The 26,665-nt window shown below is 51.7% G+C and carries 27 protein-coding genes, 3 tRNA genes, 1 pseudogene and 1 riboswitch; of the genes and pseudogenes, 18 read left to right on the top strand and 13 right to left on the bottom strand.

Annotation, left to right across the window (positions count from 1 at the left end):
• Positions 1-75 precede the first annotated feature (75 nt).
• Positions 76-879 carry a prohibitin family protein gene (locus ACPAOP_RS13945; protein WP_423708417.1) on the top strand — a complete coding sequence of 268 codons (804 nt, stop codon included), beginning with the start codon at positions 76-78 and terminating at the stop codon, positions 877-879.
• Between the two features lie 122 nt (positions 880-1,001).
• On the opposite strand, the gene ACPAOP_RS13940 is transcribed toward ACPAOP_RS13945, so the two are convergent.
• Both ACPAOP_RS13940 and ACPAOP_RS13935 read right to left on the bottom strand, forming a co-directional pair.
• Positions 1,002-3,548, bottom strand: coding sequence for an alkaline phosphatase D family protein (locus ACPAOP_RS13940; protein ID WP_423708416.1), 2,547 nt, complete (start codon positions 3,546-3,548; stop codon positions 1,002-1,004).
• A 359-nt stretch (positions 3,549-3,907) separates the two neighbouring features.
• Positions 3,908-4,459 (bottom strand): thymidine kinase, encoded by a 552-nt coding sequence (locus ACPAOP_RS13935; protein ID WP_423680538.1) that lies wholly within the window; start codon positions 4,457-4,459, stop codon positions 3,908-3,910.
• A 225-nt stretch (positions 4,460-4,684) separates the two neighbouring features.
• Between ACPAOP_RS13935 and ACPAOP_RS13930 the strand changes: the two genes are divergently transcribed.
• Entirely contained in the window at positions 4,685-5,137 is a 453-nt protein-coding gene (locus ACPAOP_RS13930) for an Hsp20 family protein (protein ID WP_212677544.1), read from the top strand.
• Between the two features lie 74 nt (positions 5,138-5,211).
• Here ACPAOP_RS13930 and ACPAOP_RS13925 read toward each other — a convergent pair whose 3' ends face one another.
• A complete protein-coding gene (locus tag ACPAOP_RS13925; RefSeq protein ID WP_423708415.1) occupies positions 5,212-6,348 on the bottom strand; it encodes an alpha-hydroxy acid oxidase in 1,137 nt (378 codons plus the stop codon).
• 94 nt (positions 6,349-6,442) lie between these two features.
• Positions 6,443-7,363, bottom strand: coding sequence for a LysR family transcriptional regulator (locus tag ACPAOP_RS13920; protein WP_423680542.1), 921 nt, complete (start codon positions 7,361-7,363; stop codon positions 6,443-6,445).
• A gap of 114 nt (positions 7,364-7,477) precedes the next feature.
• Between ACPAOP_RS13920 and hmgA the strand changes: the two genes are divergently transcribed.
• From hmgA to ACPAOP_RS13900, 4 genes are all read left to right on the top strand, one after another.
• The gene (gene hmgA, locus ACPAOP_RS13915) at positions 7,478-8,785 is read left to right on the top strand and encodes a homogentisate 1,2-dioxygenase (protein ID WP_423680544.1); all 1,308 of its coding nucleotides are present in this window, start codon (positions 7,478-7,480) and stop codon (positions 8,783-8,785) included.
• A gap of 26 nt (positions 8,786-8,811) precedes the next feature.
• Positions 8,812-10,143 (top strand): fumarylacetoacetase, encoded by a 1,332-nt coding sequence (fahA, locus tag ACPAOP_RS13910; RefSeq protein ID WP_423710025.1) that lies wholly within the window; start codon positions 8,812-8,814, stop codon positions 10,141-10,143.
• A gap of 142 nt (positions 10,144-10,285) precedes the next feature.
• A complete protein-coding gene (locus ACPAOP_RS13905; RefSeq protein ID WP_423680547.1) occupies positions 10,286-10,720 on the top strand; it encodes a YidB family protein in 435 nt (144 codons plus the stop codon).
• A 134-nt stretch (positions 10,721-10,854) separates the two neighbouring features.
• A complete protein-coding gene (locus ACPAOP_RS13900; protein ID WP_423680548.1) occupies positions 10,855-11,391 on the top strand; it encodes a flavin reductase family protein in 537 nt (178 codons plus the stop codon).
• 160 nt (positions 11,392-11,551) lie between these two features.
• On the opposite strand, the gene ACPAOP_RS13895 is transcribed toward ACPAOP_RS13900, so the two are convergent.
• Positions 11,552-12,463: a LysR family transcriptional regulator gene (locus ACPAOP_RS13895; protein ID WP_423708414.1), complete on the bottom strand. Its 912-nt coding sequence runs from the start codon at positions 12,461-12,463 to the stop codon at positions 11,552-11,554.
• A 177-nt stretch (positions 12,464-12,640) separates the two neighbouring features.
• On the opposite strand from ACPAOP_RS13895, the gene ACPAOP_RS13890 reads away from it, so the two are divergent.
• Both ACPAOP_RS13890 and ACPAOP_RS13885 read left to right on the top strand, forming a co-directional pair.
• On the top strand, positions 12,641-13,243 hold the full coding sequence (locus ACPAOP_RS13890) for an FMN-dependent NADH-azoreductase (protein ID WP_423680551.1): 603 nt from the start codon (positions 12,641-12,643) through the stop codon (positions 13,241-13,243).
• Positions 13,244-13,280: 37 nt separating this feature from the next.
• Entirely contained in the window at positions 13,281-14,159 is an 879-nt protein-coding gene (locus ACPAOP_RS13885; RefSeq protein WP_423680552.1) for a pirin family protein, read from the top strand.
• Positions 14,160-14,237: 78 nt separating this feature from the next.
• Here the strand turns inward: ACPAOP_RS13885 and ttcA are convergent, their stop codons facing one another.
• The 3 genes from ttcA to ACPAOP_RS13870 all read right to left on the bottom strand — a co-directional run bounded on the left by ttcA (position 14,238) and on the right by ACPAOP_RS13870 (position 16,500).
• Entirely contained in the window at positions 14,238-15,197 is a 960-nt protein-coding gene (gene ttcA / locus ACPAOP_RS13880; RefSeq protein WP_423708413.1) for a tRNA 2-thiocytidine(32) synthetase TtcA, read from the bottom strand.
• A gap of 8 nt (positions 15,198-15,205) precedes the next feature.
• Positions 15,206-15,604: a dihydroneopterin aldolase gene (locus ACPAOP_RS13875; protein WP_186883812.1), complete on the bottom strand. Its 399-nt coding sequence runs from the start codon at positions 15,602-15,604 to the stop codon at positions 15,206-15,208.
• 98 nt (positions 15,605-15,702) lie between these two features.
• Complete coding sequence (locus ACPAOP_RS13870; protein ID WP_423708412.1) at positions 15,703-16,500, bottom strand: SDR family oxidoreductase; 798 nt, start codon at positions 16,498-16,500, stop codon at positions 15,703-15,705.
• 45 nt (positions 16,501-16,545) lie between these two features.
• Here ACPAOP_RS13870 and ACPAOP_RS13865 point away from each other — a divergent pair, with 45 nt between their 5' ends.
• From ACPAOP_RS13865 to ACPAOP_RS13845, 5 genes are all read left to right on the top strand, one after another.
• Positions 16,546-17,727: a class I SAM-dependent methyltransferase gene (locus ACPAOP_RS13865; protein ID WP_423708411.1), complete on the top strand. Its 1,182-nt coding sequence runs from the start codon at positions 16,546-16,548 to the stop codon at positions 17,725-17,727.
• A 112-nt stretch (positions 17,728-17,839) separates the two neighbouring features.
• On the top strand, positions 17,840-18,037 hold the full coding sequence (locus ACPAOP_RS13860; RefSeq protein WP_186883809.1) for a DUF2905 domain-containing protein: 198 nt from the start codon (positions 17,840-17,842) through the stop codon (positions 18,035-18,037).
• Between the two features lie 203 nt (positions 18,038-18,240).
• A complete protein-coding gene (locus ACPAOP_RS13855; RefSeq protein ID WP_423708410.1) occupies positions 18,241-19,875 on the top strand; it encodes a tetratricopeptide repeat protein in 1,635 nt (544 codons plus the stop codon).
• Between the two features lie 33 nt (positions 19,876-19,908).
• Positions 19,909-21,528 (top strand): HDOD domain-containing protein, encoded by a 1,620-nt coding sequence (locus ACPAOP_RS13850; RefSeq protein WP_423708409.1) that lies wholly within the window; start codon positions 19,909-19,911, stop codon positions 21,526-21,528.
• Between the two features lie 113 nt (positions 21,529-21,641).
• Positions 21,642-22,286, top strand: coding sequence for a LysE family transporter (locus ACPAOP_RS13845; protein ID WP_423708408.1), 645 nt, complete (start codon positions 21,642-21,644; stop codon positions 22,284-22,286).
• A 6-nt stretch (positions 22,287-22,292) separates the two neighbouring features.
• Here the strand turns inward: ACPAOP_RS13845 and ACPAOP_RS13840 are convergent, their stop codons facing one another.
• The 3 genes from ACPAOP_RS13840 to ACPAOP_RS13830 are packed head-to-tail and all read right to left on the bottom strand — an operon-like array spanning position 22,293 to position 24,043.
• Complete coding sequence (locus ACPAOP_RS13840) at positions 22,293-23,096, bottom strand: hypothetical protein (RefSeq protein WP_423708407.1); 804 nt, start codon at positions 23,094-23,096, stop codon at positions 22,293-22,295.
• Between the two features lies 1 nt (position 23,097).
• Positions 23,098-23,460 carry an ArsC/Spx/MgsR family protein gene (locus ACPAOP_RS13835; protein ID WP_423708406.1) on the bottom strand — a complete coding sequence of 121 codons (363 nt, stop codon included), beginning with the start codon at positions 23,458-23,460 and terminating at the stop codon, positions 23,098-23,100.
• Positions 23,461-23,467: 7 nt separating this feature from the next.
• Positions 23,468-24,043 (bottom strand): TMEM165/GDT1 family protein, encoded by a 576-nt coding sequence (locus ACPAOP_RS13830; RefSeq protein WP_423708405.1) that lies wholly within the window; start codon positions 24,041-24,043, stop codon positions 23,468-23,470.
• Between the two features lie 91 nt (positions 24,044-24,134).
• Positions 24,135-24,263: riboswitch (yybP-ykoY riboswitch) on the bottom strand.
• 175 nt (positions 24,264-24,438) lie between these two features.
• Here ACPAOP_RS13830 and ACPAOP_RS13825 point away from each other — a divergent pair.
• The 5 genes and pseudogenes from ACPAOP_RS13825 to ACPAOP_RS13805 form a co-directional block, all read left to right on the top strand.
• Positions 24,439-25,161, top strand: coding sequence for an MgtC/SapB family protein (locus ACPAOP_RS13825; protein WP_423708404.1), 723 nt, complete (start codon positions 24,439-24,441; stop codon positions 25,159-25,161).
• Positions 25,162-25,232: 71 nt separating this feature from the next.
• Positions 25,233-25,317 (top strand) — tRNA-Tyr (locus tag ACPAOP_RS13820).
• Positions 25,318-25,356: 39 nt separating this feature from the next.
• Positions 25,357-25,430, top strand: a tRNA-Gly gene (locus tag ACPAOP_RS13815).
• A 32-nt stretch (positions 25,431-25,462) separates the two neighbouring features.
• A tRNA-Thr gene (locus tag ACPAOP_RS13810) sits at positions 25,463-25,537 on the top strand.
• 74 nt (positions 25,538-25,611) lie between these two features.
• Positions 25,612-25,722, top strand: a pseudogene (locus ACPAOP_RS13805) (GTP-binding protein); the annotation flags it as partial.
• A gap of 147 nt (positions 25,723-25,869) precedes the next feature.
• Here the strand turns inward: ACPAOP_RS13805 and ACPAOP_RS13800 are convergent.
• Together ACPAOP_RS13800 and ACPAOP_RS13795 are read right to left on the bottom strand one after the other, a co-directional pair.
• Entirely contained in the window at positions 25,870-26,205 is a 336-nt protein-coding gene (locus ACPAOP_RS13800; RefSeq protein ID WP_423708403.1) for a hypothetical protein, read from the bottom strand.
• A 14-nt stretch (positions 26,206-26,219) separates the two neighbouring features.
• Positions 26,220-26,639 carry a hypothetical protein gene (locus ACPAOP_RS13795; RefSeq protein ID WP_423708402.1) on the bottom strand — a complete coding sequence of 140 codons (420 nt, stop codon included), beginning with the start codon at positions 26,637-26,639 and terminating at the stop codon, positions 26,220-26,222.
• Positions 26,640-26,665: the final 26 nt, after the last annotated feature.

Below are 26,665 nucleotides of genomic sequence, written 5' to 3'. Positions count from 1 at the left end.
AAAAAATTACCACGGTTACTTGTAAACCTTGCCACTATACTTTGCATGCTTTTTCAATAACGAGATCAAGACATCATGAAAAAAATTCCTGCTATTGCGTCCATCATTATTGTGCTGATGCTGCTGTTAATTCTGAATCCTTTTGCCACGATACCGGCCGGGCATCGAGGTGTGTTAACGACGTTTGGCAAGCCTTCAGATGAGGTGTACAGCGAGGGCATTCATTTTGTGTGGCCGATCGCGCAACGCTTGCATAAGGTCTCGGTTGCGATACAAAAAGGTGAAGGCGATGGTGATGCGGCGTCGAAAGATCTGCAAACTGTTCACACTAAAATTGCGATCAATTATCACGTCAGACCCGATGCTGTTGTCTCTGTATTCCGTGATCTCGGAAACGAGCCGGGCGAGCGCATCATTATTCCTAGTGTGCAGGAAGCGGTGAAGGCGGTGACGGCAAGATTCACTGCAGAAGAACTGATTTCTAAGCGTTCGCAAGTACGCGATGAAATTATCGTCGCCCTCAGAGAACGTATGGCCAGACACGGTCTGGTGGTGGATGAATTTTCTATCGTTAACTTTAATTTCAGTCGCACATTCAATGAAGCGATTGAAGCAAAAACGACCGCAGATCAGTTAAAGATGAAAGCGGAACGTGATTTACAGCGTATCGAAGTCGAGGCCAAACAGAAAGTGTCGCGTGCGCGTGCTGAAGCGGAAGCGCTGGCCTTACAACGTCAGCAGGTGACACCGGAGTTGCTGCGTCTGCGTGAAACAGAAAATCAGGCGAAAGCGATAGAGAAATGGGATGGTCGTCTGCCGACTACAACCGGTGGCGCGATTCCGTTTTTGAATATCAACAGTAACGGCAACAATAAATAAGCAAAAAAAAAGCCCTTGTCTGGCAAACGTGTCAGACAACGGCGTTCATGCATCATTACTGCTGTGAATACAGGTGCCGCAGAACCGGCACCTGATTTTCTGGTAAATATTATTGCGAGTTATTAGGAAATGCTGACCGCACTGGTGCCGCTGTTGACGGTGGCAGTAGTAATACGGGCGATCACATCTGTTGGTGCTGTCATCGTACCGTTATTGACCAGCTTATTCACTTGCTTGAACTGAGCGACCAGTTTGCCCGGCGTCAATGTCACCACCGTATATCCCTGTGCATCGGAATTGATGTACTTCATCCACTGATTATTTCCGAGTGCTGCCAGTTGCTGCGCCAGACCCAGCAGACTGGTGTTGAAGTCGCTGTTCGTTTTCAACCCCGCCAGAATGGCCTGGACTGTGCCCGTCAGTGTTGCACCTTCAGGTACGCCTTTGGCTGTCAGCGCGCCTGTCAGTTGTACGCGAACCTGTTCCAGCAGACCATCAACCGTCGGCGCTGCTTTACCCATGGTGTAATCGAGCATATTGACGTTGATCGTGATCGTGCCGATATTCGGAACAGGAATGCTCAGCGGGTAAAAGATGATTGTTGCCAGACCTGTCGAACCTGCACCGTCTTTCATATAAGTGAAGAAAGAGTCAGAGCTGATACCGGCGCTGACCAGATCCACCATTGCCGGTGTGCCACCGCCCGGCGCATCAAAATCGTCGTTGACGGTGCCGGCAAAGAAGCCGTGAATATCACCGGTAATCGCGACCACGTTGCTGATTTTATTCGTCAGCAGATGTTGCATCAGCGCTTTACGTTCGCTGTTATAACCGTCCCACTGATCGCAGTTCAGCAAGAACTTCGTGAAGAACGATGACAGCGCTGCCTGTTGACCGGAAGCGATGACGAAGCTGGAATTTTGCTTGTTGGTCTGCACATCCGGTTTGATGTAACCAAAGGCGATGGTTTGAGCGGCTGCACCGATCTGTGCCGCTGTTCCCGCTGCTGCGGCTGCTTTCGCGGCATTGAACGTCGCTACGGCAATACCTGCCTGGGCAGTAGTCAGGCCTGCTGTTGTAGCGGCGCTGGCAAGATTGCCACCAGTCGCTGCTGCTGTCGCGATCGCGCCTGCGGCTGCGCTGGCAACAGCTTGTGAAGCACCGGCGGTCATTGCCGCGACCAGCGTTGCTGCGACCAGTACGTTACCACCGAGCGCAGGATTGCTCAGCGCAGTGGTGATATTCGTTGCCAGTGTCGAGATGGAATTGAGCGCGAGCAATGTCGCAATCGCATCGGTACCATTGAGACCCATGCGCATCAGGCAGACTTCATTACCCCAGATTTTCCAGGTATTGGTCGATGTCTGCATTTTGTTTTTCCACCAGTCGCGCTGAGTTTTACCCAGCATACTGACATCCGACAGCGGATCACCAGTCATGGCTGTGGCGGCGGTAATCTTTTGTGCCTCCATCAGATTGAACACATCTTGCGGCACCACATAACGAGTGCCCATGCTGCTGTTCAGCGCTTTACCTGTCGTCGGATTGAACAGACTTTCCGGGACGATATGATCGGAACGATACAAGCGTTCATCGGTCATCACCAGTTGCATCAGCTTACCGAACTGGAAGTCACGATAAATCTGGATATTCTGGAAGCCGGTATTGGCCGCATCCAGGCTGACATCGGCGGGCATAAATTCAAACCACGCCTGATTCGCTGTGCGGCGGCGGCTGGTCTGGTGAATATTATTGCCGCTTGAATCGAGGCTGTTATTTTCATAGGTGATGGCATCTTTCCAGGCATCATCAGAAAATTCATGATCGTCCCAGATCGCGATATAGGCGAAGCGTTCGTGCACCGCTTGCTGACGCGGATCGCTGCGATACATTTTGTAGAGGTAGCGGTAATCAGCGAGTGTGGTTGCATACTTGGCTTTGCCGGTAGTGCCATCGGCGTTCAGCAATGCAGTGCCATCCGGCAATTGCAGTGCAGTGTGGCGCGCTTCAGCATTTCCTGTCTGGAATGCCGCACCGACTGTTTCATAAATATAGTCGCCAAGGTGAATGATGAAATCGAGGTTTTCATTTTTGGCGATGTAATCCATCGCACCCCAGTGATTGACGCTCCAGTCCTGGCAAGTCAGATAGGCGAACTGTAATTGGGCGACATCTGCGTTGGCTGCTGGCGCTGTTTTGAAACGGCCGACATTCGAGCGCACATCACCGGCGATGAACTGATAAAAATAAGTCTGACCAGGCTGCAAGCCGGTCACTTTATTGCGAACTGTGTTGTCAAAGCTGGCGAGTACAGACAAGCGTGTATCGACGATGGTCGTACCGGTTAGTGCTGCATTGCTGCCGAGCAGAGCTGTATTGTCCGTGGCCGTCACGATCAGGCGTATCGCAACGTCGTTGCCCGTTGGCGCTGCCGCTGCGACGCCCAGCGATGCTGGCGTCACACGTGTCCAGAGGATTACGCTATCAGGGCGTGGATCACCGGAAGCGACACTTTGCGGGAATTTCCAGCCTGTGCCGGTAGCCAGTGGTAATTCAGACTGGTCGCTGGCAACGCTGCTGCTACCGCCGCAGGCACTCAGGCTGCCGGTAGCGACTGATACTGATAAAAAGCCGCTGTATTTCAAAAACTGTCGTCTATCCAATTTCATCTCCCTGGAGTTAGTGGCCGCGCAGATTGGTGAGGGTGTCTTACATCGACATCGTGAAGCAGATGTCATGCATTGGCCCTGCAGACAATACTGCAGCAGATCGCATTGCTGGTGTAAGTGAAAAGCAAACCGCAACAACAAACTAAAAATCAGAAAGACTAGGGGGTGGATATGTCATTGTGATGACATTGATACTAGGGAAATTCCTCTATTCGTCAACTGACTCATCCGGTCCTTGGTATTTGCGCCCGAAACAGAAAATAGAGATAGCCGCTGCCCGTCGCCACGCAGGTAGCGGCGGTTTCATGTCTGAGGCCAGTGTGAAGCAGATGACGGGCTGACAGCAGCGTCGTTCGGGCTCAGGTGCGGTAAAAACAGCGGCCACAGACATGATGGTAGCGTTCGTTACCACCGATATCGATCTGTTCGCCGCTGCGGGTGCGTTGACCATGTTCGTCAACGCGGATATTCATCGTTGCTTTTTTACCGCAGCTGCAGATATTTTTGAGTTCTTCTATCGTGTCGGCGAGTGCCAGTAAATAGGTCGAGCCGGTAAATGGTTCGCCCAGAAAATCGCTGCGCAGGCCGTAACAAATGACAGGCACACCGCGCACATGCGCGAGCTGATGCAATTGCTTTACCTGCTCGGCAGATAAAAATTGCGCCTCATCGACCAGCACGCAACTGACTTGCGGCGCTTCTTTAAAAAAATCAAAGCCGGCATCAAATACGGCAGCTTCACGTTGCGGACCGAGACGCGAAGTGACTTTGCCCTGGCCGTAGCGATGGTCGATCGCAGCCGTGTACAGACAGACTTGCTGCCCCTGTTCTTCGTAATTGTGTGCGACTTGCAGAAGGGCAGTCGATTTTCCTGCATTCATGGCGGAATATCTGAAATAAAGCTTTGCCACGGTGTTCCTTAAAATTGAGGTCGGGGTAAATAGTGGCGCTCTGATGCGATTTCAAGAGCGGCGGAAGCGTTATTGTAGAGAATCAGTGAGCCTTGGGTCACGAAAAAAATGTATACAAATTTTTCTCTTGAAAAGCATTTGACGCACCCTATCTTTGACTCAGCAGATGCTCATCTGAGGTCTGCGGAAATTATTTATATCGCTTCTATTAAAAAGGATATCACCATGCGTAATTTTGACTTTGCTCCTCTGTATCGTTCTGCGATTGGTTTTGACCGTCTCGCACAGTTATTTGATGACGCGCAGCGCAATGATGCTGCACCGAGTTACCCACCATATAACATTGAACTGATCGCGGAAGATAAATACAACATCACGATGGCGGTGGCGGGTTTTGACCGCAGCGAACTCGATATCGAAACCGAACGCGACACATTGAAAATCGTCGGTCGCAAGCAAAAAGATGAAACTCAGAAAAACTATCTGCATCGCGGCATCGCCTCACGCGATTTTGAACACCGCTTCCGCCTCGCCGATCATGTGAAAGTGGTTAGCGCACGTCTGGATAATGGTTTGCTGAGCATAGAGCTGGTGCGTGAAGTGCCGGAAGCCTATAAACCACGCCGCATCCTGATTGATGGCGACAACCTGCAACTGGTGCAGTCACAAGCAGCATAAGCACGACGCTTGTTCTGATACACAAAAAAAAGCATGGAATTTCTCCATGCTTTTTTTATGACACTTGATTCAATTTACTTGCGGATGATATTGCTCAGATTGACTTCGCGTATGTCTTTGGTGCCGGTCAGTGCCATGCTGACATCCAGCTCTTTTTGTAAAATTTCCAGCATCGTGGTGACGCCTTTTTCGCCCATCGCTCCCAGACCATACAGAAACGCGCGGCCTATCATGCTGCCCTTCGCACCAAGCGCCGTGGCTTTCAGAATATCCTGACCTGTACGTATGCCACCGTCAAACCAGACTTCGGTCTGATGACCGACGGCATCGACGATCGCCGGTAAGGCTTCTATCGACGACATCGCACCATCCAATTGGCGGCCACCGTGATTGCTGACGACAATCGCATCGGCACCGGCAGCCACTGCCAGTTTGGCGTCCTCGACGTCCAGTATGCCTTTCAGGATCAGCTTGCCACCCCATTCCTTTTTGATCCACGCCACATCGTCCCAGTTCAGCGTAGGATCGAACTGGCTGGCCGTCCATTGGCTCAGGGTCAGTATGCCGTCGCCGCCTTTGACATGGCCGACCAGATTACCGAAGGTTTTACGTCCTGCCAGTGCGCGCAGCGCCCATGATGGTTTGGTCGCGAGATCGAGAATATTCGCGAGCGTCAGTTTCGGTGGTACTGACATGCCGTTTTTTAAATCTTTATGACGCTGACCGAGAATTTGCAGATCCAGTGTCAACACCAGCGCTGAGCATTTGCAGGCTTTGGCGCGCTGTATCATTTCCTTCACGAAGCCACGGTCGCGCATCACATACAGCTGAAACCAGAATGGCTTGGTGGTCACGCTGGCAACATCTTCAATTGAGCAGATACTCATGGTGGACAGGGTGAAGGGAATGCCGAATTTTTCTGCGGCAATCGCGCCCAGCATTTCGCCGTTCGCCCATTGCATACCGGTCAGCCCGGTCGGCGCGATGGCGACCGGCATCGTGACATCCTGACCTATCATCGTGGTGCGCGTATTGCGCTGATCCACATTGATGGCGACGCGCTGGCGCAGCTTGATCGCGGCCAGATCGCTACTGTTCGCCTTATAGGTACTTTCCGTATAAGAGCCACTGTCCGCGTAGTCATAGAATGCTTTAGGTACGCGCTTTTTGGCGAGTAAACGTAAGTCTTCTACACAAGTAATGACAGGCATGCTGATTCTCCGGTGGACTAATGAATAGGCAAAAGTGTAGGGGAAATTGACTGTCTGATGGGGGAAAACGTTTCAGTTTTGCGGTGAAGTATTTTCAACTGAGCGTTTCCGTTTCGACAAAACGTTCGCAAATAAACTGCCGTAGCCATTGATTGCCGGCATCCTGGTGATAGCGACGGTGCCAGAACAGATTTGTTTGCAGTGCTGGCAAACGCAGCGGCGGTTTGATATACGTCAAACCAAAAGGCGTTGCCGCCCGTTCTGCCAGCTTACGCGGCACGGTGACCAGTAAATCATTACTGCTGACGATATACGGAACAGCAACAAAATGCGGCACTTTAAAGTGAGCGTGAGAATGGATGCCCGCTTTTTCCAAACGTTGATTGATACTGATATACGGCTCCTCTTGCGAAGCGACTATCAGATGGCGTGCCGCGACAAATTCCTTGATTTCCAACGGCTTGCCGACCAGCGGATGCGTTTGCCGCAACATGCAGACATAGTTCTGCCGGAATAAACGACGTTGAAACCAGGCATCCGATAAATCATCAAACGCGCCAATTGCCAGATCGACCCGACCCGATTCCATCTCGGTTTTCAGGTCGATACTGCCGGCACGTATTGTTGATATTTGTATCTGCGGTGCTTGCCGCAGCAATTCCTCTACCAGCAAAGGCATGAAATAGACTTCTCCCACATCCGTCATGGCGATGGTGAAGTGGCGTTCCGAGCTGGCTGCGTCAAAGCTGCCTTCGCTGTTCAAGGCCTGCGTGATATGGCTGAGTGCGAGTGTGACGGAACCTGCCAGTTGTTCGGCGCGTGGAGTAGGTTGCATGCCGTTAGCGGTGCGCACAAACAGTTCATCATCAAAACTGCGGCGCAGCCTTGCCAGCGCATTGCTGACCGCCGGTTGCGACAGGCCAAGCTGACGCGCCACCAGCGAAATCTGTCTGCTTTCAAAAATATGCTGAAACACCACCAGCAGATTCAGGTCGATATCTTTGGCTTCTAACATGCTTTGATAATTATTGATTTTGTGAATGATCTGTATTTCTGTATTTATATCGTAAAAAACACCTGTGTGCAGTAGAGTGCCGGAAATTCTCCTATTTTCTGAAAGGATGGCGCTATGAGCATGCAAGATATCCTTCGTTACCAGACCGGTTTTGCGAACGAATTTGCCAGCGAAACTCTGGCTGGCGCGTTGCCGCAACACCAGAATTCACCACAACAATGTGCGTACGGTTTGTATGCCGAACAGATTTCCGGAACGGCCTTTACCGCACCACGCCATGCGAACCGGCGTTCGTGGTTGTATCGCATACGTCCGGCGGCAATGCATCAGCCGTTTCAGCAAGTCAGCAATGGCAATATGACGAATGATTTCAGTCAGATGCCATCGACACCGAATCAACTGCGCTGGGATCCGCAGCCCATGCCGCAGACACCCACCGATTTTATTGATGGCTGGCTGACAATGGCAGGCAATGGGTCAGCCGATGCGCAGAGCGGTTGCGCGATTCATCTGTATGCGGCAAACCGCGACATGAATACGCGTTTCTATTACAACGCCGATGCCGAATTACTGATCATTCCGCAGCAAGGGCGCTTGCATATCCGCACCGAGCTGGGTCGCATGAATATTGAGCCGCAAGAGATTGCCGTGATTCCGCGCGGTATCCGTTTTCAGGTGCAGTTACCGGATGGCGAGGCGCGTGGCTATGTCTGCGAAAACTTTGGCAGCATGTTCCGCTTGCCTGATCTTGGTGTGATTGGCTCGAATGGCCTCGCCAATCCGCGTGATTTTCAGACGCCAGTCGCCTGGTATGAAGATAAAGAAGGTGATTTTGAATTGCTGGCCAAATTCAGTGGCAATCTGTGGTCGGCAAACATCCGCCATTCGCCGCTCGATGTGGTCGCCTGGCATGGCAATTTCGCGCCGTACAAATATGATCTGCGTCATTTCAATACCATTGGTTCGATCAGTTACGATCATCCTGACCCCTCGATTTTTCTCGTGCTGCAATCGCCCAGCGACACGCCGGGTGTCGATACCATCGATTTCGTGATTTTCCCGCCGCGCTGGCTGGCTGCGGAAAATACCTTCCGCCCGCCCTGGTTCCATCGCAATATTGCGAGTGAATTCATGGGGCTGATTCATGGAAAATACGATGCGAAATCGACCGGTTTCCGTCCGGGTGGTGCGAGTCTGCATAACTGCATGAGCGGCCACGGCCCGGATGCGGCGACGTTTGAAAAAGCCAGCAGCATCGACACCAGCACACCGCATAAAGTCGCTGATACGATGGCGTTCATGATAGAAACGCGTAACATCATCAAACCGACCCGCGCCGCGATGACTTCGCCGCAATTGCAGGCGGATTATTATCAATGCTGGCAGGGCATCAGAAAAAATTTCAATCCAAAACAAGCGTAAAAACAAGCGTGAAAGACCGCACCACCATGACGATACAATTGAATGAAACCCACAATCCTGAGCTGCGCAGCTGGGTTGTATCAGCGAATCAGCCTGACAGTGATTTTCCTATCCAGAATCTGCCTTTCGGCGTATTTCGCCGCCACGGCAGCCATCAGGCTTTCCGCATCGGTGTGGCGATCGGTGACCAGATTCTTGATCTGGCTGCAGCTCATGCGATTCATGCATTTGCCGGTTATACCGAATTGCAGGGCGGGCATTTTACGGCGGCGGTCAATGCGCCACATCTGAACGCGCTGATGGCACTCGGTGCGCCGGTCTGGTCTGCACTGCGTCTGGCTTTATCACGTGTATTACGGGCTGATGCGAAACATCTGGCCGCATTGCAAAACTGCCTGCTGCCGCAAAGCGCGGCAGAATATGCCTTGCCTGCGCAGATTGGCGATTACACCGATTTTTACACCTCGCTGCATCATGCTACCGCCGTCGGCAAATTATTCCGTCCCGATAATCCGCTGCTGCCGAACTACAAATGGGTACCGATCGGTTATCACGGACGCGCTTCGTCGATAGGCGTGTCCGGCCAGCAATTCCGTCGCCCGGTCGCGCAAACCAAACCGCCGACAGCAGAGACACCGGTATTCGGCCCGGCCAAGCGCATGGATTACGAACTAGAAATCGGCATTTTTATCGGTCAGGGTAATGCGCTGGGCGATGTGGTTGGCATGGATCAGGCCGAAGCGCATGTATTCGGCCTGTGCCTGTTGAATGACTGGTCTGCTCGTGATGTGCAGGCCTGGGAATATCAGCCGCTCGGCCCTTTCCTCGCCAAGAATTTTGCCACCACGATTTCACCATGGGTCGTGACGCTGGAAGCGCTGGCGCCATATCGTCAGGCGTGGCAACGCGATGCGGCTGACCCGCAACCCTTGCCGTATCTGGACGCACCCGATCTGCGCGACAGCGGCGCGTTTGATATTCAGCTCGAAGTCTTACTGCAAACTGAAAAAATGCGTGCCGACGGCGCTGCGCCGCAACGCCTGTCCACATCGAATTTCCGCGATTCGTACTGGACGGTCGCGCAACTCGTCACGCATCACACGGTCAATGGTTGTAACCTCAATCCCGGCGATCTGCTCGGTTCCGGCACCCAGTCCGGCCCGGCTCCGGAAGAAGCAGGTTCCCTGCTGGAACTGACCGACGGCGGCAAAAAGCCGGTTGCACTGAGTAATGGTGAGCAAAGGCTGTTTCTGGAGGATGGCGACACCGTCATCCTGCGCGGCTGGACACAAAAACAAGGCCTGCCACGCATAGGTTTCGGCGAAGTTGCCGGGACTTTATTGCCTGCCAGAAGCTAAGGTTTTGGCGCAGACCGTATTCATCGCTGAAACCAGTTGCTGCTCATTTGGCTGATCTGTGCTTATACTAGGTAAGGAAATCTGGTCAGATCCTGAATGTAGGGACATTCAGGCGTTCAGTAGCTTAGTTGAGGAGATGATGATGGGGTTATTCGATTCAATCGCAGGACAAGTATTGGGCTCGTTGACGCAGTCCGGTCAGACAGGCGCAACGCAGCATGCGGGGTTGTTGGAAGCGATAGGCGGTTTGATGAATAATCCGCAGATCGGCGGCCTGAGCGGTTTGATCACCATATTTCAGGAAAAAGGGCTGGGTGGCGTGGTTTCCTCTTGGGTCGCAACCGGCGAGAATCTGCCGATATCTGCTGAGCAGTTACAGTCGGTACTCGGCAGTGAACAGGTACAGGCGATCGCTGAAAAATTTGGATTTTCCGCGGAGGAAGTGTCAGGTCATCTGGCAGAGCTGTTACCTCAGGTCGTTGACAAGTTAACGCCGGACGGCACTGTGCCTGAAGGTAATGCAATGGACGATACCCTGGGTAGTGTGTTGGGGATGTTAAAGGGCATGAGCCGCTGATCGCAGCGTTTTGTTGATAAGGGAATGTTGCACAATATGAGCCTGTGAATCGTTGATCGTTTCACGGGCTCAGTTTTTTGTGCTTGTATGGATAGCGTGCAGCAGTGAAGACGACAATTGAGCGAACTGAAATCATGCCCAAAAAATCTTATCCCTTAGCCAAGGTCTATGGCTTGCTGGAACCTGGGCCGGTGGTGTTGCTGACGACGGCGGCTGCAGGGCGGGCGAATGTGATGACGATGTCGTGGCATGCGATGCTGGAATTCGAGCCGCCGCTGTTGAGCTGCGTTGTCAGCAACCGTAATTACTCTTTCGATTTGCTGATGGCGACGCGGGAATGTGTGATCAATATTCCGACCGCCGAGATTGCGGAACAAGTCGTGCAATGCGGTAATGTCAGCGGGGCGGATACCGATAAATTCCTGCTATCCGGGCTGACGGCGGTCGCCGCAAAAATGGTGGGTGCGCCGCTGATCGCTGAATGTTATGCGAGTCTGGAATGCCGGGTGGTGGACATCAGCAGGGTCAAAAAATACGGTCAGTTTGTGCTGGAAGTCGTCAAGGCCTGGCGTGATCCGGCGGTGACGGCGCCGCGCACCTTGCATCATCTGGGTTATGGCAAGTTCATGGTCGCTGGCGACATCATTCAGTTGAAATCAAGCATGCGTTAATGGCTGCGGCTACCATTTTTCAGCTATTTCCGGCCCCGGAAGCGGAAAATATACTGGGGGGAGTATATTTTAAAGCCCTTTGTTTATAAGGAGATAAAGGCGAAATCGCCATATACTCCCATCAAAACCTCATTTTTTCAGATTTTCAGGATGTTGCAGACTAAGTTTTCTGTGGACATGCTCCGGCGAATTGCTGCTGCAAGGCATCAAGAAACACTCTGGTGCGCGCTGGCATCAGACGACGGCCGGGAAAGACTGCCCACAGTTTGATATCCGGCGATTGCCAGTCGCCGAGGATGCGTATCAGTTCGCCCGATTTCACATAGCATTCCGCAAAATTATCCGGCAGCATGATGATGCCATTACCATTGCGCGCGAGGCGGGTCAGCAGTTCCGGCGAATTGGCGCTGGCGCGTCCGGGCGGAATGCCTTCCCATTTTTCTTCATTGCGACTGAGTTTCCACGGCGTCGGTTCGCCATTGCGCGCCAACAGCAGCAAAGCATCATGCTCCATCAGCGCTTCCGGTTCGCTGGGTAAGCCGTGCCGCGCGATATACGCGGGCGACGCATACAGGCCGACTGTGAACACGGCCAGCCGGCGCGCCGCGAGCGAGGCATCGTCCGGCAGATCACCGGCGCGGATGGCGACATCATAGTTTTCGCCGATCAGGTCAACACGGCGCGGCGACAAATCAATTTCAAACGCAATCGCCGGATGCGCAGCGATCAGCGCAGATAAAAACTGGCTCATTTCCTGATTCGCAAAATCGGCGGGCATCGAGACCCGCAGGCGTCCCGAAGGTTCGGCCTGGCGATGCTGGGTCAGCGCCAGAGTTGCATCCACTTCTTCCTGCACATGCTGCGCGTGCTGCAAGACATGCTGACCAAATTCAGTGACGCTGAGTTTGCGGGTCGTGCGCAGCAGCAGCCGTTCACCGAGCTGCGATTCGAGTGCCGTGATGCGGCGTGACAAAGTCGATTTCGGTACCGCTAAACGGGCAGCTGCCTTGCTGAAGCTGCCTTCGGCCACAATGCGGGCAAACAGTAAAAGATCATTCGCTTCCAGTTGCATCGTCGTTCTCTTTTCGCTTGATTTTTTGTGGAGATGGGTGGCTTGATTGATGAAATAAGGTATTGTTTCATATTTGGGATAATGATATCCAATTTATGGTCTTCTGTAATCTCTTTGGAACAGATAAAGTACGTTCATGGTCATCTGACCCTTAACCACTTTATCAAAGGCAAGAAAATGAAACTCTTACAAGTCAATTCCAGCGTCCGTTCCGAAGGTTCCCATTCCAACCGTTTGTCTAAAGTGCTGGTCGAGCGTTTGCTCGCGGCTAATCCCGGCGCAGCCCTGACCGTGCGTGATCTGGGACACACGCCACATCCGGCACTCGACGAAGCAGCCTTGCAAGCTTTGTTCACACCGGCCGATCAGCGCAATGCAGCGCAGCAGGCGCGTGTGGCACAAGATGATGCGCTGATCGCAGAAATTCAGGCTGCAGACGTGGTTGTGCTCGGCGCACCGATGTATAACTTCGGTATTTCGTCCCAGCTGAAAAACTGGATCGACGCGATTTCCCGCGCCCAGGTCACGTTCCGCTATACCGCGAATGGCCCTGAAGGTTTGCTGACCGGTAAAAAAGTGTATGTAGTGCTGACCCGCGGTGGCTTGTATCGCAATACACCGAACGACACTCAAATGCCGTATCTGAAAACTTTCTTCGGCTTCCTCGGCATGACCGATGTGGAATTCATTTACGCTGAAGGTCTGGCGATGGGCCCGGACGCCGAAGCGGCAGCGATTGCTTCAGCGACGCAACAAATTGAAGACGCACTGAAAGCCTGATTACGCTCTGGCGCAATCAGTTACAAGGAGAATCAGGATGAGCACTGTACATACAGATCTGCAGACAGAAAACGTCAGCCAGTCACGGGTGGTGGAGCAACTGGTTGCCGGTCAGGCGACCTCCGATGGCGCCGGTGTCAAACTGACACGGGTGTTGACGCAACCGTTCCAGTATCGTCTTGATCCTTATCTGATGTTGGATGCGTTTGGCAGTGACGAAGCGGATGATTACATCGGCGGTTTCCCCGACCATCCGCATCGCGGCTTTGAAACCATCACCTATATGCTGACCGGGCGCATGCGTCATCGCGACAGCGCCGGGAACGAAGGTTTGCTGCAAAACGGTGGCGTGCAATGGATGACCGCCGGGCGAGGCGTGATTCACTCAGAAATGCCGGAACAGGAAGAAGGCCGTATGGCAGGTTTTCAGTTATGGCTGAATCTGCCTGCCAAAGACAAGATGATCGCGCCTTGGTATCGCGATATTCAGAGTGAAGCGATTCCTGAATTGCTGACCGCAGAAGGCGTGAAAGCACGCGTGATTGCCGGGCATAGTCATGGCGTTGCTGGTGCGATGCAGCGTGAAGTAACGCAGCCTTTGTATCTCGATATTCACCTGCCTGCCGGTACACAATTCCGCCAGCATCTGAGTGCGACGGCCAATGCGTTTTTGTATGTGTACGAAGGCGAGCTGGACGTTGCTGGCAAAGCCGTACCACAGCAAAGAATGGCGATCCTGAAAAAAGTAGCAGAGGCGGATGGCGTCATCATTAGCGCAGCCACAGCTACCCGTGCGCTGTTGATTGCCGGAGAGCCGCTGGGTGAACCGATAGTGCAGTACGGGCCGTTTGTGATGAATAGTCAGCAAGAGATCTTCAAGGCGATCAGCGATTTCCGCGAAGGGAAACTGGCCTGAAACGAACGCAGCAAAGAAAATAAAAAAGCGGACATGAACTGACTTCATGCCCGCTTTTTTTATGTCAGTGAAAAAGACTTAATCGTCCTGATCCAGATGCAGTTGAATCACGCCGCTGGTTGGCGTGGCGCATGGTTCTTCGTCAAATGCGATATCGCCATCGGGATTGGCTTCGCCGTTCAGTTGCAGATCGGTGAAGTTGAACAGGTTTTTATCCATCAGATGGGAAGGCACCACGGTCGATAAGGACGAGAAAATATTCTCTACCCGACCCGGATATTTCTTATCCCATTCACGCATCAGATTTTTGATCTGTTTGCGTTGCAGATTTTCCTGCGAACCGCACAGATCGCAAGGAATGATAGGGAAATTTTTGACCTGTGCATAACGCTCGGTATCGGCCTCTTTGACATACGCCATCGGGCGAATGACGATGTGCTTGCCATCATCGGATTGCAATTTCGCTGGCATACCTTTGATTTTTCCGCCGAAAAACATATTCAGGAAAAAGGTTTCCAGAATGTCGTCTCGGTGATGGCCGAGTGCGATTTTATTTGCGCCCAGTTCATCGGCAACGCGGTACAGAATACCGCGACGCAGGCGCGAACACAGCGAGCAGGTGGTTTTGCCTTCCGGGATCAGGCGCTTAACGATGCTGTAGGTATCCTGGTTTTCGATGTGATACGGAATACCGATTTTTTCGAGATACGCCGGTAAAACATCGGCCGGAAAGTTGGGTTGCTTCTGATCGAGATTGACCGCGACGATATCAAAATGGATAGGTGCGCGTTCACGCAGCGTCATCAGGATATCGAGCAGCGCATAGCTGTCTTTGCCGCCCGACAGGCAGACCATGACTTTGTCACCGTCTTCTATCATATTGAAATCACCAATCGCCTGCCCAACCTGGCGGCACAGACGTTTGTGCAGTTTATTGTTTTCGTAGATGATTTTTTCCTGCGATTTAGTCGCAGCGCTATCTGCCGCTTGCTTGCTGTCGGCAGCCTGCTCATTGAAAGAGACGTTAGTTACTTGCATGGGGTGACTCAAATTTCTGTTTTGATCTGGAATACTTCAACACCGACGCCTTCGCAATCGGGATACACATCCGGCTTCATGGTCGATACACGCACAGCGCGCACGCGCGGATGTGCCAGCATGATACGGGCCACGTCGTCACACAGGGTTTCCTGCAAATGCACATGACCCTGCGCAACGCGGGCGGCAATCGTGCCGCGCATGAAATCGTAATCGACGACTTCATCGAGCTGATCGTCTTTCGGCGTCGAGAGTGCCAGCGGGATATACAGATCGACATTGATCAAGACGCGCTGTTCGCCTTTTTTCTCGAACTCGTGCACACCGATGTTGATCGATATTTCGTAGTTCCGTAAAAACAAGCGGCGGCAGTCAGCGAGTTGTGGGTGGTGCAAAATGGATAGCATAAGTAGCCTGATAAAGTAAAAACGTGATTCTGGGTAGCGTATCAGCGGGTAAGCTGTGGCAAGCTTATCGCCAGGCCGACGTATTATTCGTATTAATCTTAGTTCGTATTATTCGCAGTGGCGACAAACATCACATCGCGCAGCAAAGGAATTAAATGCTGGCCACCATCAACCAGCAGGGTCGTACCTGTCATGGCCGGGCTGTCAGCCACAAAACAGACTGTGCGCGCGATATCTTCCGGTGTACTGGAGCGACCCAGCGGCGTAACCTGATGCGCCTGCTGAAAATCGGCCTCGCTCTGATGACCGGACACCATCGTAATGCCGGGCGCGATACCAACCACCCGTACTTTCGGTGCCAGCGCCTGTGCCAGTGTCGTGGTCGCGCATTGTAGTGCAGCTTTGGACAGGGTATACGATAAAAAATCGGGATTCAGATTAAATAATTTCTGATCGAGCAAATTAATCACGCAGGCTTGCTGACCTTCAGCGGTGGCCGCATGCAGTGCCTGTGCCAATATCAACGGTGCGCCCAGATTGGCGTGCATGTGGCGGTCGAGCGCGGCATAAGTAAAACTGCTAGCGCTGTCTTCGGCAAACAGGGACGCGTTGTTCACCACACAATGCACCGCCCCCATCGCGGCAATCGCCTGCGGTAACAAAGCGCGCGTCGCGGTTTCATCGGCCAGGTCGCATGGCAAAGCGATTGCGCGTCGCCCCAGTGCCTGAATTTCCTGCACCACGCTGGCGGCATCGGTGGCCGACGTGCCGAAATGCACGACGATATCCCAGCCTTGTTGCGCCATCGTCAGGGCGATATGCCGCCCTATGCGTTTCGCGCCGCCGGTAACGAGAGCAACACGCGCCTCGGTGTTGTTGAGCTTGGTCTGGGTCATGGAAATTCTTTAACGTGACTACGGGGTTTTTACTACAATGCCGGTATGCAAAAATTATCTCTTCCTAATCCTGCGCCGGAGGCGCTCGCAGCTTCACAGGCACTGCAACAGCTCATCATTGACGACATCAGGCAACATCAGGGCTGGATCCCTTTTTCGCGCTACATGGAACTGGCCTTGTATGCGCCGGATCTGGGTTATTACAGCGGCGGTGCCACAAAATTAGGCAAAGACGGCGATTTTACAACAGCCCCGGAAATGTCTGCTTTGTTCGGTGCGACGCTGGCCACGCTGGCGGGCAAATTATTCGCCCAAACCACCGCGCAAGTCATGGAATTCGGCGCCGGTACAGGTAAGCTCGCCAAAGATTTTTTAACGGAGTGTCAATTATCCGGTATCGCGATAGAACGCTATTTTATCGTGGAATTGTCCGGCGAATTGCGCGCGCGTCAGGAAGATTTGCTGAAAGACTTTCCGCAGGTGGTCTGGTTGCAGCAAATGCCGGCTGCGTTTTCCGGCATCGTGCTCGGCAATGAAGTGCTTGATGCGATGCCCGTTGATCTGGTGCGCAAGACCGCTGATGGCTGGTGTGAGATAGGAGTGGCGCTGGCAGACGACAACGACAATGACGCCGCGTCTTTGCAATACCGCGAACGCGCCTGCGATGCAGAAAAATGCGCGCAGATTCCTGATCCTAACGAGCTGCCGGTCGGCTACCTGACGGAAGTGCATGCGGTCGCCAGCGGCTTCATGCACAGTCTGGCGCAGATGCTCAATGCCGGGCGTGCTGCCAGCGGCAAAGGCAGCGCGGCAATTCTGATCGATTACGGCTTTCCGGCGCACGAGTATTATCATCCGCAACGCTCGCAGGGTAGCCTGATGTGTCACTATCGCCATCATGCGCATCCCGACCCATTTTATTTGCCAGGCTTGCAAGACATTACCGCGCATGTTGACTTTACTGCCATGGCGCGGGCGGCGCTGGAAGAAAATTTGTCTGTATTGAGCTACACCAGTCAGGCCGGTTTTTTACTCGAATCGGGCATTGCAGACATCCTCAGCCGTACCTCGCCGGAAGAGGTAATGGCTTATCTGCCGCAGGCGAACGCGCTGCAAAAACTGATCTCCCCGGCGGAAATGGGCGAGTTATTCAAAGTCCTTGTCGTCGGCAGCGGGATTGATCTTCCTGACAATTTACTGCGGCACGACCGCAGTCACCGTCTTTGATCGCGTGCTGACGTGAAAATAGGTGTCCAATATACTGGGGGGAGTATATTTTGAAGCCCATTGTTTATAAGGACATAAAGGTGTTTTTCATGAAAACAGGGGGGAGTATCTGATGTTTCGCTGGGTATTGACGATATTTCTGGCCGTCGTGGTGTTTTCGAGTCTGCTGCCCTGGCTGGAAAAACTGGGTATAGGACGCTTGCCCGGCGACCTTCGTTTTCGCTTATTTGGCCGTGATTTTTCTTTTCCGTTTGCCTCAACGATACTGATTTCGCTGGTCGTGTTGTTGCTTGCGCGTGTCTTCAAGTGAGTACAAACGCGCAGAAACAATGTCGGTTTTTCACCGATTTTGCAGCGTTAGCCGATTAAAGTTTTTACGCTATTTCGCCGTCACTTTAATATAATGAATCGACAGGCGTGGCAGCAATCAGGAGGTTGCTGAACTTATATCAGCATTGCTATCTGATATGTCTTACTAGCGATTACAAACAAAAAATTACGCTAAAGGTAGAAATGAGCGAACTCAGCGAAATCAGGGCATTGCTCATTGAACCGCATCAGGGAATGCGGGTCAGTTTGCACAATATGCTGAATCTGTGTGGCATTACCAAAATCGAGCACTCGCTGACTGCCGGTACCGCAGTGCGCACGATACAGGCCAAAGTATTCGATCTGATACTGTGCGAATACGATCTCGGCGTTGGTCAGGATGGTCAGCAATTACTCGAAGATATCCGCCATCACAAGCTCGCGCCACTATCGACCATCTTTATCATGGTGACGGCAGAGCGCTCTTATGCGAAAGTCGTCAGTGCTGCCGAACTTGCCCCGTCGGATTATCTGCTCAAGCCATTTACGGCCGACATGTTGCTCGAACGTGTCGTGCGTGCGCTGGAAAAACGTAAAGCCTTTGTCGAAATCTATCATCTGATGGAGCAGGGCGAAATCAATGAAGCCATCACCGCTACCTATCATGGCGAACGCGAGTTTCCGCGTTATTTAATTGATTTCATGCGTTTGCGTGCAGAACTGCACGTGGTGCTGGGCGAGGCAGCGGAAGCCGAAGCCTTGTACACCCAGTTATTTGAAATGAAAGCGGTTGCCTGGGCTCGTCTGGGGCTGGCGAAAACGCTGTATATGCAGGGTAAATATCAGGAAGCGGAAAGCATACTGAAAAATCTGGTCGCGGAAAACAGTAAATACATGGATGCGTATGACTGGCTGGCGAAGACGCATGAAATGGTCGGCCAGTTACCCGAAGCCAAAGAAGTGCTCGATACCGCGGTCACTGTTTCGCCGCATGGTGTGCGCCGCTTGCGTAATCTGGGGCGGATTGCAATGGAAACTGGCGACATCGAGACTGCAGAAAACGTGTTTAAAAAAGTCGTCAGCAAGGCAAAATTTTCAGAATTCCGCGATCCTGAAGATCACATGAATCTGGTCGATGCGCTGGTCAAAAAAGGCGATACCGATCAGGCCAAATCGGTGATCCGCGACATGGACAGAAGTATGGTGGGTCTGAAAAAGACCGCGGCCTGCCGCGCGATTTCAAATGCGATGGTACATGCCAAAACCGGTGACGCGCGACTGACCGAAGAACTCGGTGCCGCCGTCGAAGCCTCGCGCGAAGACATCGGTTTATCGACTGGCGCCAAGATCGGATTGGCCAAGAGTTGTCTGGATAATGACAATGAAGATGCGGCCTCAGAAATCATTCTCGATGTGATGAAGAACGCGGCGAGTAATCAGAGGGTTATGAGCAAGGCGATGGGCGTGTTTGAGAGCGCCGGTAAAGGTCATCTGGCAAAAGAGCTGGCACAACGTAGCCAGAAAGAAGTCATGGATCTGGTGGCGCTGGGTGTGCAGAAAGCGAAGCAGGGCGATTTCCGTGGTTCCGTAGAACTGATGACCGCGGCTGCCCGTAAATCGCCGGATAATTCACAAGTCGTGATGAATGCTGCACTGGCTGCACTGAAATGTCTGGAAAATCTCGGCTGGGATAATGCTACCGGAGAACAGGCAAAGATGCTGATCGAATCTGCGCGTCATCTTGATCCTATGAATCCGCGTCTGAAGGCGATTCGGGGTTTATATGATGAGCTGCAGAAAAAGTATGGTTTGAGTATCAGTCGTTTTACAAAAAATTAGATCGATTGCCATATCTGCCAGCCGTATCGGCGATTGATCGAACGGCAGGCAGGAGTCGCACAGTATCTTGTCGAATTCATTGGCTGCACACGCAGGAACTATGGCAACTTATCCAACAGCAGGTTTTTCTCAGATTCCCCTCGAGTCGCATCGCGAACGCTTATTAAAAAAATCAGAGACGAAAACGATTTACCGACACTGGGTGTCGCGATAGCTAAAGTCGTTGAAATTACTTCGTCCGGCGAAGATTCGGTTTCCCGTCTCGCGCATTTTGTCTTGTCGGATGTCGGCCTGACGCAAAAAATCTTGCGGTTGGCAAATACGGTGCAATACCGGACTGCGGCTGGCGCTGCGGTGACGACCATTTCACGCTCGATATTTCTGCTCGGATTCAATACCGTTAAAACCAGCGCTCTGGCGATGCTGCTGGTCGATTTTTTCAAAGATCAGGCGCAGGCGATCAGTGTACGTAAAGAGCTGATTCAATCTTTGTGTGCCAGTATTATCGGCCGCGAAATTGCACAGCGTGGGCGCTTTCAGGATGGCGAAGAAGCGGCGGTTGCTTCCTTGTTCAAGAATGTCGGCAAGGTGCTGGTAGCCTCGTTTGATCATGGTTTGTTTTCCCGTATCCAGAATGTCGCTGCCACCGGAGAAACCAGCGAAGATGCGGCATCGGTATTGCTGCTGGGCTGTAGCTTTGAGCGTTTTGGTGAGCTGGCGTTGCAAGGCTGGAAAATTCCAGATGCCATTATTCAGGCGATGGCGCCGTTGCCTTCCGGCGAGTTGCGCAAAAGCGCACAACGCAATGACTGGCTGAAACAAGTGGCAAGCTTCAGCGATGCACTGGCAGGCATACTGATTTCTGCTGCCGGCGACAAATCTGCCCGTTATGAAAAATTGCTGAAGCGCTTCGGTAAAGTGCTGGAGCTGGATCAGGCGATGCTGGACGATCTGCTGCAGAAAGTCGAAGCTGAAACACGTCAGATGGCAAAGAGTATGGATATTGCTTTGCCGGAAGCGAATGCTGAGGCACCGGAGTTGATGAAGGCGCTGGGCGTTCCGAGCGAATTTTTGCTGAAGACCGCTGAAGTCACACCTGCGCAGGAAGCGATTCGTTACCCCAGCGGCAAACCGTACAATGCCCGCGATCTGTTGCTGACCGGCGTGCAGGATGTCACGCAGATGCTGACCTCTGATGACTATAAGCTCAATGATCTGATCTTGCTGGTGCTCGAAACCTTGTACACCAGCATGGGATTTCGTTTTGCCACAGTCTGCCTGCGCGATATCAGCAGCGGGCGTTATGTCGCCCGTCTGGCCGTTGGCGAACATTATGCAGAACGACAAAAAAGTTTTTTCTTTTCTGCTAAGTCTGAATCTGATTTATTTACGCTTGCCTTAAACAATAACGCTGACGTGATGATTTCAGATGCGATGGTGCCAAAAATCCGCAGTTTATTACCTGCCTGGCATCAGGAGTTATTACCGGATGCGCGCAGTTTTATTATTTTGCCGCTGGTCATACAAAAGAAGCCTCTGGGCTTGTTTTATGCTGATCGCGCGACCACCGCGGATGAAGGCGTGCCGCCGGATGAAACCGCTTTGATCAAGACCTTGAAAAGTCAGTTACTTGCGGCGATGATGCGCGGCTGATTTATGATGGATACGATGACGTTCATTGCAATGTAGCGGTTACAATAGCTTCGACGTTTTTTTTATTTTGCTTTCTCAGTTTAATTCCGGCGCTTATCGCGCTACCTATCATTATGACTTTTTCTACCTGGTTTGCCTTTTTGCTCGCCGCTTGTGTGATTGCCATTTCCCCGGGATCGGGTGCCGTGTTATCGATGTCGCACGGCTTAAATTACGGTGTCAGAAAAGCCAGTACAACGATACTGGGCCTGCAGGCTGGTTTGCTGTTGATTCTGGCGATTGCCGGTGCGGGCGTGGGTTCCATACTGCTGGCGTCTGAATTCGCTTTTAACATCGTGAAAATTGTCGGTGCTCTGTATCTGATTTATCTCGGTTTCAACCAGTGGCGTGCCCGGGTCGATGTGGTCAGGGAAGAAGAAAAAAATATTCCGATGACGCAGATGCCGACTGCGCGCAGACGTTTTCTGATCGGTTTTTTCACGAATACGACGAATCCCAAAGGCATCATTTTTATGGTCGCAGTATTGCCACAGTTTATTGCGCATGATGCGCCGTTGCTACCGCAACTCTGCATACTCGGGGCGACTATGTGCGGCGTCGATCTGATCGTGATGCATAGCTATGCGTATGCCGCCTCGACCATGCAGAGATATTTCAGTGATCCACGCTGGTTAAAAAGCCAGAATCGCTTCTTTGGCGGGATACTGATGGCGATTGGGGCTGCGCTGTTTTTCGTCAAACGCAGCCCGTCCAACTGATTTTCTTTAGTTCAGTTCAATACCTTGTTTCTTGGCGAGAGAGTCAATGTCTTGCCATATAGTCATCTGATTTAACAAGCGGGTTGCCGGGTCCAGCATGGCATTCAGATTGAAGAAGCGTTCCAGTGCTACTTCATTAAATGGAGTGTGCTGAGAAAAATTAATGCGGCCGTACTGCTTGTTAAAGGCATTCAGTAAATCTGCCGGTGTGTCTTTATGCCACGATTGCATCAGGCCACCGACCATTAATGCTGTATCGGTGGTTTGTTCCAGGCTGCGTGGATTTCGGGCCGTGCTGATATCCCGGTAATCGAGCAGGCGTGGGAAATAAAATTGCCTGATCCATTCCGCCGGAATGCCGCCTTCTCTTTGCAAAGAACCGCTGCGCCAGAGTTTCCAGCTTTTCTCGGCTTCACCTTCACTGACGAAATGGGTATCCGCCAGCACGACACAGTCTTCGCCGAGCACGATCTCCAGCACGACCGGTAAGCCGGTTTCACTGGCAATGCTTTCCAGCTCCGGCATTTGTGGTTTTTCGCCGCGATGATCCTGTAGCGCCTGCACAAAAGCTGCCATGATGTCCTGATGTGCGTGATGAACCGCGCCGGTGTTATTGCAGAAATCTGCACACGCAGCGAAATAGGCCATCAACTCCCCTATCATGATGCCCGGCGTTGCTGTGGCAGCAGTATCTTCCAAACCCTGGCGCACGCTGGACATCGCGATACCGTTTCTTAAAATCGGGTAAAGCTGCGTTGTCGTGCAGCCGAATTTGACGATACTGCCAGCGGCGAGTTTAAATTCACTCATGCTATGACACTTTCTTGAATAAACGCAGCACTTGTTCCGGCGGACGTCCTATGACCGCTTTTCCATTGAATGTTGCGATAGGACGTTGCAGCAATTTAGGGCAATCGGCGATGGCCTGAAGTGCACGGGCAGCGTCGGCATCCGCCAAATTTTTCTCTACATATTCGGCTTCGTTGTTGCGCAACATTTGTTGGACATCGCCGCCCAGTTGCTCCAGCAGCGTCGTTAATTGTATGACCGACAGCGGTGTTTTTTGGTAATCGATGACCTGTAACGCCTGCGCGTGTTCAGCGCAGGCAGATTCGAGTATCGCGAGTGCTTCTCGCGACTTGGAACAACGCGGATTATGATAAATCGTCAGCATTTTTTTCTCATGACATAAATTGATCGCCGATACCCATCAGCACCAATATACCCAAAATAGCGAAGACACCGGCAGCAATCCAGCGGACTATTTTGAATGGAAAATTCGGAGCGGCGATTTTGCCTAAAAAAACTGCAGGAATATCAGCAATCAACATACCCAGCGTTGTACCGGCGATAACCAGGTAGAGATTCGAGTATTTTGCTGCCAGTGCGACCGTTGCCAGCTGTGTTTTATCGCCGATTTCGGCAATAAAAAAAGTGATACAAGTCAGCACGAAGACGCCGTATTTTCCTTCACTCAGACCTTCATCTTCCATTTCATCAGGTTTCAGTGTCCAGGCCGCAATTGCCAGAAAAGACAGTCCCAGTGCCCAGCGCAACAACGTGGATGGAATATTGCTTGCAACCCACTGACCAAGTAATCCGGCCAGAGCATGATTGGCTAAGGTCGCAATCAATATGCCGAGAACAATAGGGATGGGTTTCTTATAGCGTGCCGCCAGTAATAGGGCGAGCAATTGAGTTTTGTCACCAATTTCGCCAACGGTGACAGCCAGAGCAGAGACGAGGAAAGCTTCCATAATTTTAATTGAGATCGGGCGCTGATAACCAATGACAGCAACACTCCGCCCGATCTCCGGTAACAGAAGCGTGACTATCAAAGGTCTTGCCAAATCCTGCACAGATTATTGCTGATCTGATGCTGAATACAGGATCAATCGCACCATGACTGTTGAGTCAAGTATGTTGGCGCGATTTCTTCAGCCAGGCTGAAGCAGGCTACTCCCCAATGAATGTGAGCGCGGATTATACTGCATAGTTACTGGCGGCTGAAATGTTTAATAGTGGCGCGTGTTCTTTGCAGGGCTGTCGCTGGCAATCAAAATTACTCCCTGCCACTGACCGCTAGTTGATAAACTAAAAAAACGATTTACATCATTTATGAGGCGGTATGGGAAGTTACCTGAGTCATTTCATGAGTTTCTGGTCGCCAGCTGAGCTGAACGCCAACATCATTATTTTCCTGAATCTGGCTGGCGCGATGTTGCTGGGATTCGTTGTTGGCTATGAGCGCTCTTATCATGGACGAGCCGCAGGTATGCGGACTTACGGTCTGGTATGTATGGCCTCTGCGGCGCTGGTCGTGATCGCCGGCTATCCTGACTTCTGGTATGGCGGCCGTGCATTGACGCCGGTGGCACTCGATCCAACCAGGATTATTCAGGGGATTGTGACGGGCATTGGCTTCCTTGGTTCCGGTGTGATTATGAAGGAAGGATTCACGATCAGTGGCCTGACGACGGCGGCTTCCGTTTGGGCATCGTCCGCAATAGGGATACTGGTCGGCGTCGGTTTTTATGCAGCCGCGATCCTGCTGGCGCTGTTGTCTGCGGCCTGTATGGTGTGGGTGCATCGTCTTGAATCCTGGCTGCCGTCGCAGGCGGCGATTGTCATCACGGTACGTTTCAAGACGGGTTTTTTGCCGGATGAAAAAGCGTTGCGTGAAATGGCGCTGCGGCGCGGCTACGAGATGGCGAGTGGCACTCTGGCGATTGCACAGAGTAATAATGCCTTGGAGTGGCGCTTTGTTGCCGTTGCAATGGATAAAAAACTCGCTCTGCCGATCAGTGTCCTCTCAAATGATTTTGAAAAATTTGACGGCGTCGATTCGTTTCAGCTCTCTCATGCAAGAAACTAACTATTTTCGACATTTTTTTAAATAGCGCTTGACAGTCGGGATTCGGATCTTTATAGTTCTGAGTTCCCTATGGAGGGGTGGCCGAGTGGTTAAAGGCGACAGACTGTAAATCTGTTCTCTCTGAGTACGCTGGTTCGAATCCAGCCCCCTCCACCATAGGTAAGAATTTGTATTGCGGCTGAAGTGGTAGCCCCTGCGGGTGTAGCTCAATGGTAGAGCTGAAGCCTTCCAAGCTTATGACGAGGGTTCGATTCCCTTCACCCGCTCCAGTTATTTTGCATGGGTTTGTGCAGACTAAGCTGCCCTTGTAGCTCAGTGGTAGAGCACTCCCTTGGTAAGGGAGAGGCCACGTGTTCAATCCACGTCAAGGGCACCATGTAAGCTGGTGTTTCAAGTCTGAAGTCGTCGGGCGCGTGCCTGAGTATCTCATAAAATCGTTAGGAGTCCAAAATGGCAAAAGGTAAGTTCGAACGCACCAAGCCGCACGTCAACGTAGGTACAATTGGTCACGTTGATCACGGTAAAACAACATTGACAGCAGCGATTGCAACAGTATTGTCCTTTGCCAAAGCTTTCAGTTTTTCTCTATCCATTAAAATGTCCATCGGTAATTCCTCGCTCGAGAGGTTAATAGACCGTGGACATTTACACAAATTTATTTACAGGCTCTAAATTTCAGAGTTATTGATCAATTTTTATTTAAGCAATTTAATCTAGCCCCCACTGTTTGACTGATCGCACAAGATTATTCTCTGTTGTGATTTCGCATATGCTGTGATCAAACACAAAAATGCCATGGAATGCGGCAATAAATTTGTGCTGCTTGTTGTCATCTATAAAGAAGACTGACATTCTTGGGTCTGCACCGAAGGAAATAGCTTTCTCTTTTATTCCATTATCTGGCGAGTTGATGGCAACGGAGTTGCAGAATGCAGCACTTGCTTTGCTTGCTTGCCGCTTTTCATAAGTGCCAAACGCTACCAGCGTTGCAAATAAGCTGACGATCACAATCACACCTTTAGATATATTTTTTAAATAATTCATAGAGTTTTCTATCTTCACGTCATTCTTGCATTGACGATGGCGCGCCAGAGTTCCGCAAGTGATCCGTTAAATCCCCAGATTATTGCGCAGCTAAAGTACAAGCCGGTGGAGGCGAGCAGGTTTTCATAACGGATCATAGTGTTGCCGAGGAGGGTGTGATAAACCCAGTAACAGCCATCTACCGACCAATACCAGGCAAAAATGGCACCGACAATCGGCCATGATAATTTTCTTTCGCGGTAGCTCTTCAGTATTGTCCTAATGCACCATGGAGCACTCAGGTACGTCGAAAAACCCATTACAAAGCAGATGCCGATATCCCAGTCGCTGAATTGATAGTGAATCGCACCCCAGATCAGCCAGCTCATACCCACCGCGAAGGTGAGTAGTTTCCAGGGGCGCAGCACGTCTGCAAGATATAAGGTTTGATTCATAGCATTACTTTCACTTAAATCGGGTA

Source organism: Undibacterium sp. WLX3042, from assembly GCF_049544825.1.
GTDB lineage: Bacteria > Pseudomonadota > Gammaproteobacteria > Burkholderiales > Burkholderiaceae_D > Undibacterium.
The sequence above is the reverse complement of the archived record's forward strand: the minus strand, read 5'-3'. Positions and strand labels throughout refer to the sequence as shown.

Coding starts and splice junctions, on each gene's coding strand:
- ACPAOP_RS13945 (WP_423708417.1), top strand. CDS start 76: ATGAAAAAAATTCCTGCTATTGCGTCCATCATTATTGTGCTGATGCTG.
- ACPAOP_RS13940 (WP_423708416.1), bottom strand. CDS start 3,548: ATGAAATTGGATAGACGACAGTTTTTGAAATACAGCGGCTTTTTATCA.
- ACPAOP_RS13930 (WP_212677544.1), top strand. CDS start 4,685: ATGCGTAATTTTGACTTTGCTCCTCTGTATCGTTCTGCGATTGGTTTT.
- ACPAOP_RS13925 (WP_423708415.1), bottom strand. CDS start 6,348: ATGCCTGTCATTACTTGTGTAGAAGACTTACGTTTACTCGCCAAAAAG.
- ACPAOP_RS13920 (WP_423680542.1), bottom strand. CDS start 7,363: ATGTTAGAAGCCAAAGATATCGACCTGAATCTGCTGGTGGTGTTTCAG.
- hmgA (WP_423680544.1), top strand. CDS start 7,478: ATGAGCATGCAAGATATCCTTCGTTACCAGACCGGTTTTGCGAACGAA.
- fahA (WP_423710025.1), top strand. CDS start 8,812: ATGACGATACAATTGAATGAAACCCACAATCCTGAGCTGCGCAGCTGG.
- ACPAOP_RS13905 (WP_423680547.1), top strand. CDS start 10,286: ATGGGGTTATTCGATTCAATCGCAGGACAAGTATTGGGCTCGTTGACG.
- ACPAOP_RS13900 (WP_423680548.1), top strand. CDS start 10,855: ATGCCCAAAAAATCTTATCCCTTAGCCAAGGTCTATGGCTTGCTGGAA.
- ACPAOP_RS13895 (WP_423708414.1), bottom strand. CDS start 12,463: ATGCAACTGGAAGCGAATGATCTTTTACTGTTTGCCCGCATTGTGGCC.
- ACPAOP_RS13890 (WP_423680551.1), top strand. CDS start 12,641: ATGAAACTCTTACAAGTCAATTCCAGCGTCCGTTCCGAAGGTTCCCAT.
- ACPAOP_RS13885 (WP_423680552.1), top strand. CDS start 13,281: ATGAGCACTGTACATACAGATCTGCAGACAGAAAACGTCAGCCAGTCA.
- ttcA (WP_423708413.1), bottom strand. CDS start 15,197: ATGCAAGTAACTAACGTCTCTTTCAATGAGCAGGCTGCCGACAGCAAG.
- ACPAOP_RS13875 (WP_186883812.1), bottom strand. CDS start 15,604: ATGCTATCCATTTTGCACCACCCACAACTCGCTGACTGCCGCCGCTTG.
- ACPAOP_RS13870 (WP_423708412.1), bottom strand. CDS start 16,500: ATGACCCAGACCAAGCTCAACAACACCGAGGCGCGTGTTGCTCTCGTT.
- ACPAOP_RS13865 (WP_423708411.1), top strand. CDS start 16,546: ATGCAAAAATTATCTCTTCCTAATCCTGCGCCGGAGGCGCTCGCAGCT.
- ACPAOP_RS13860 (WP_186883809.1), top strand. CDS start 17,840: ATGTTTCGCTGGGTATTGACGATATTTCTGGCCGTCGTGGTGTTTTCG.
- ACPAOP_RS13855 (WP_423708410.1), top strand. CDS start 18,241: ATGAGCGAACTCAGCGAAATCAGGGCATTGCTCATTGAACCGCATCAG.
- ACPAOP_RS13845 (WP_423708408.1), top strand. CDS start 21,642: ATGACTTTTTCTACCTGGTTTGCCTTTTTGCTCGCCGCTTGTGTGATT.
- ACPAOP_RS13840 (WP_423708407.1), bottom strand. CDS start 23,096: ATGAGTGAATTTAAACTCGCCGCTGGCAGTATCGTCAAATTCGGCTGC.
- ACPAOP_RS13835 (WP_423708406.1), bottom strand. CDS start 23,460: ATGCTGACGATTTATCATAATCCGCGTTGTTCCAAGTCGCGAGAAGCA.
- ACPAOP_RS13830 (WP_423708405.1), bottom strand. CDS start 24,043: ATGGAAGCTTTCCTCGTCTCTGCTCTGGCTGTCACCGTTGGCGAAATT.
- ACPAOP_RS13825 (WP_423708404.1), top strand. CDS start 24,439: ATGAGTTTCTGGTCGCCAGCTGAGCTGAACGCCAACATCATTATTTTC.
- ACPAOP_RS13800 (WP_423708403.1), bottom strand. CDS start 26,205: ATGAATTATTTAAAAAATATATCTAAAGGTGTGATTGTGATCGTCAGC.
- ACPAOP_RS13795 (WP_423708402.1), bottom strand. CDS start 26,639: ATGAATCAAACCTTATATCTTGCAGACGTGCTGCGCCCCTGGAAACTA.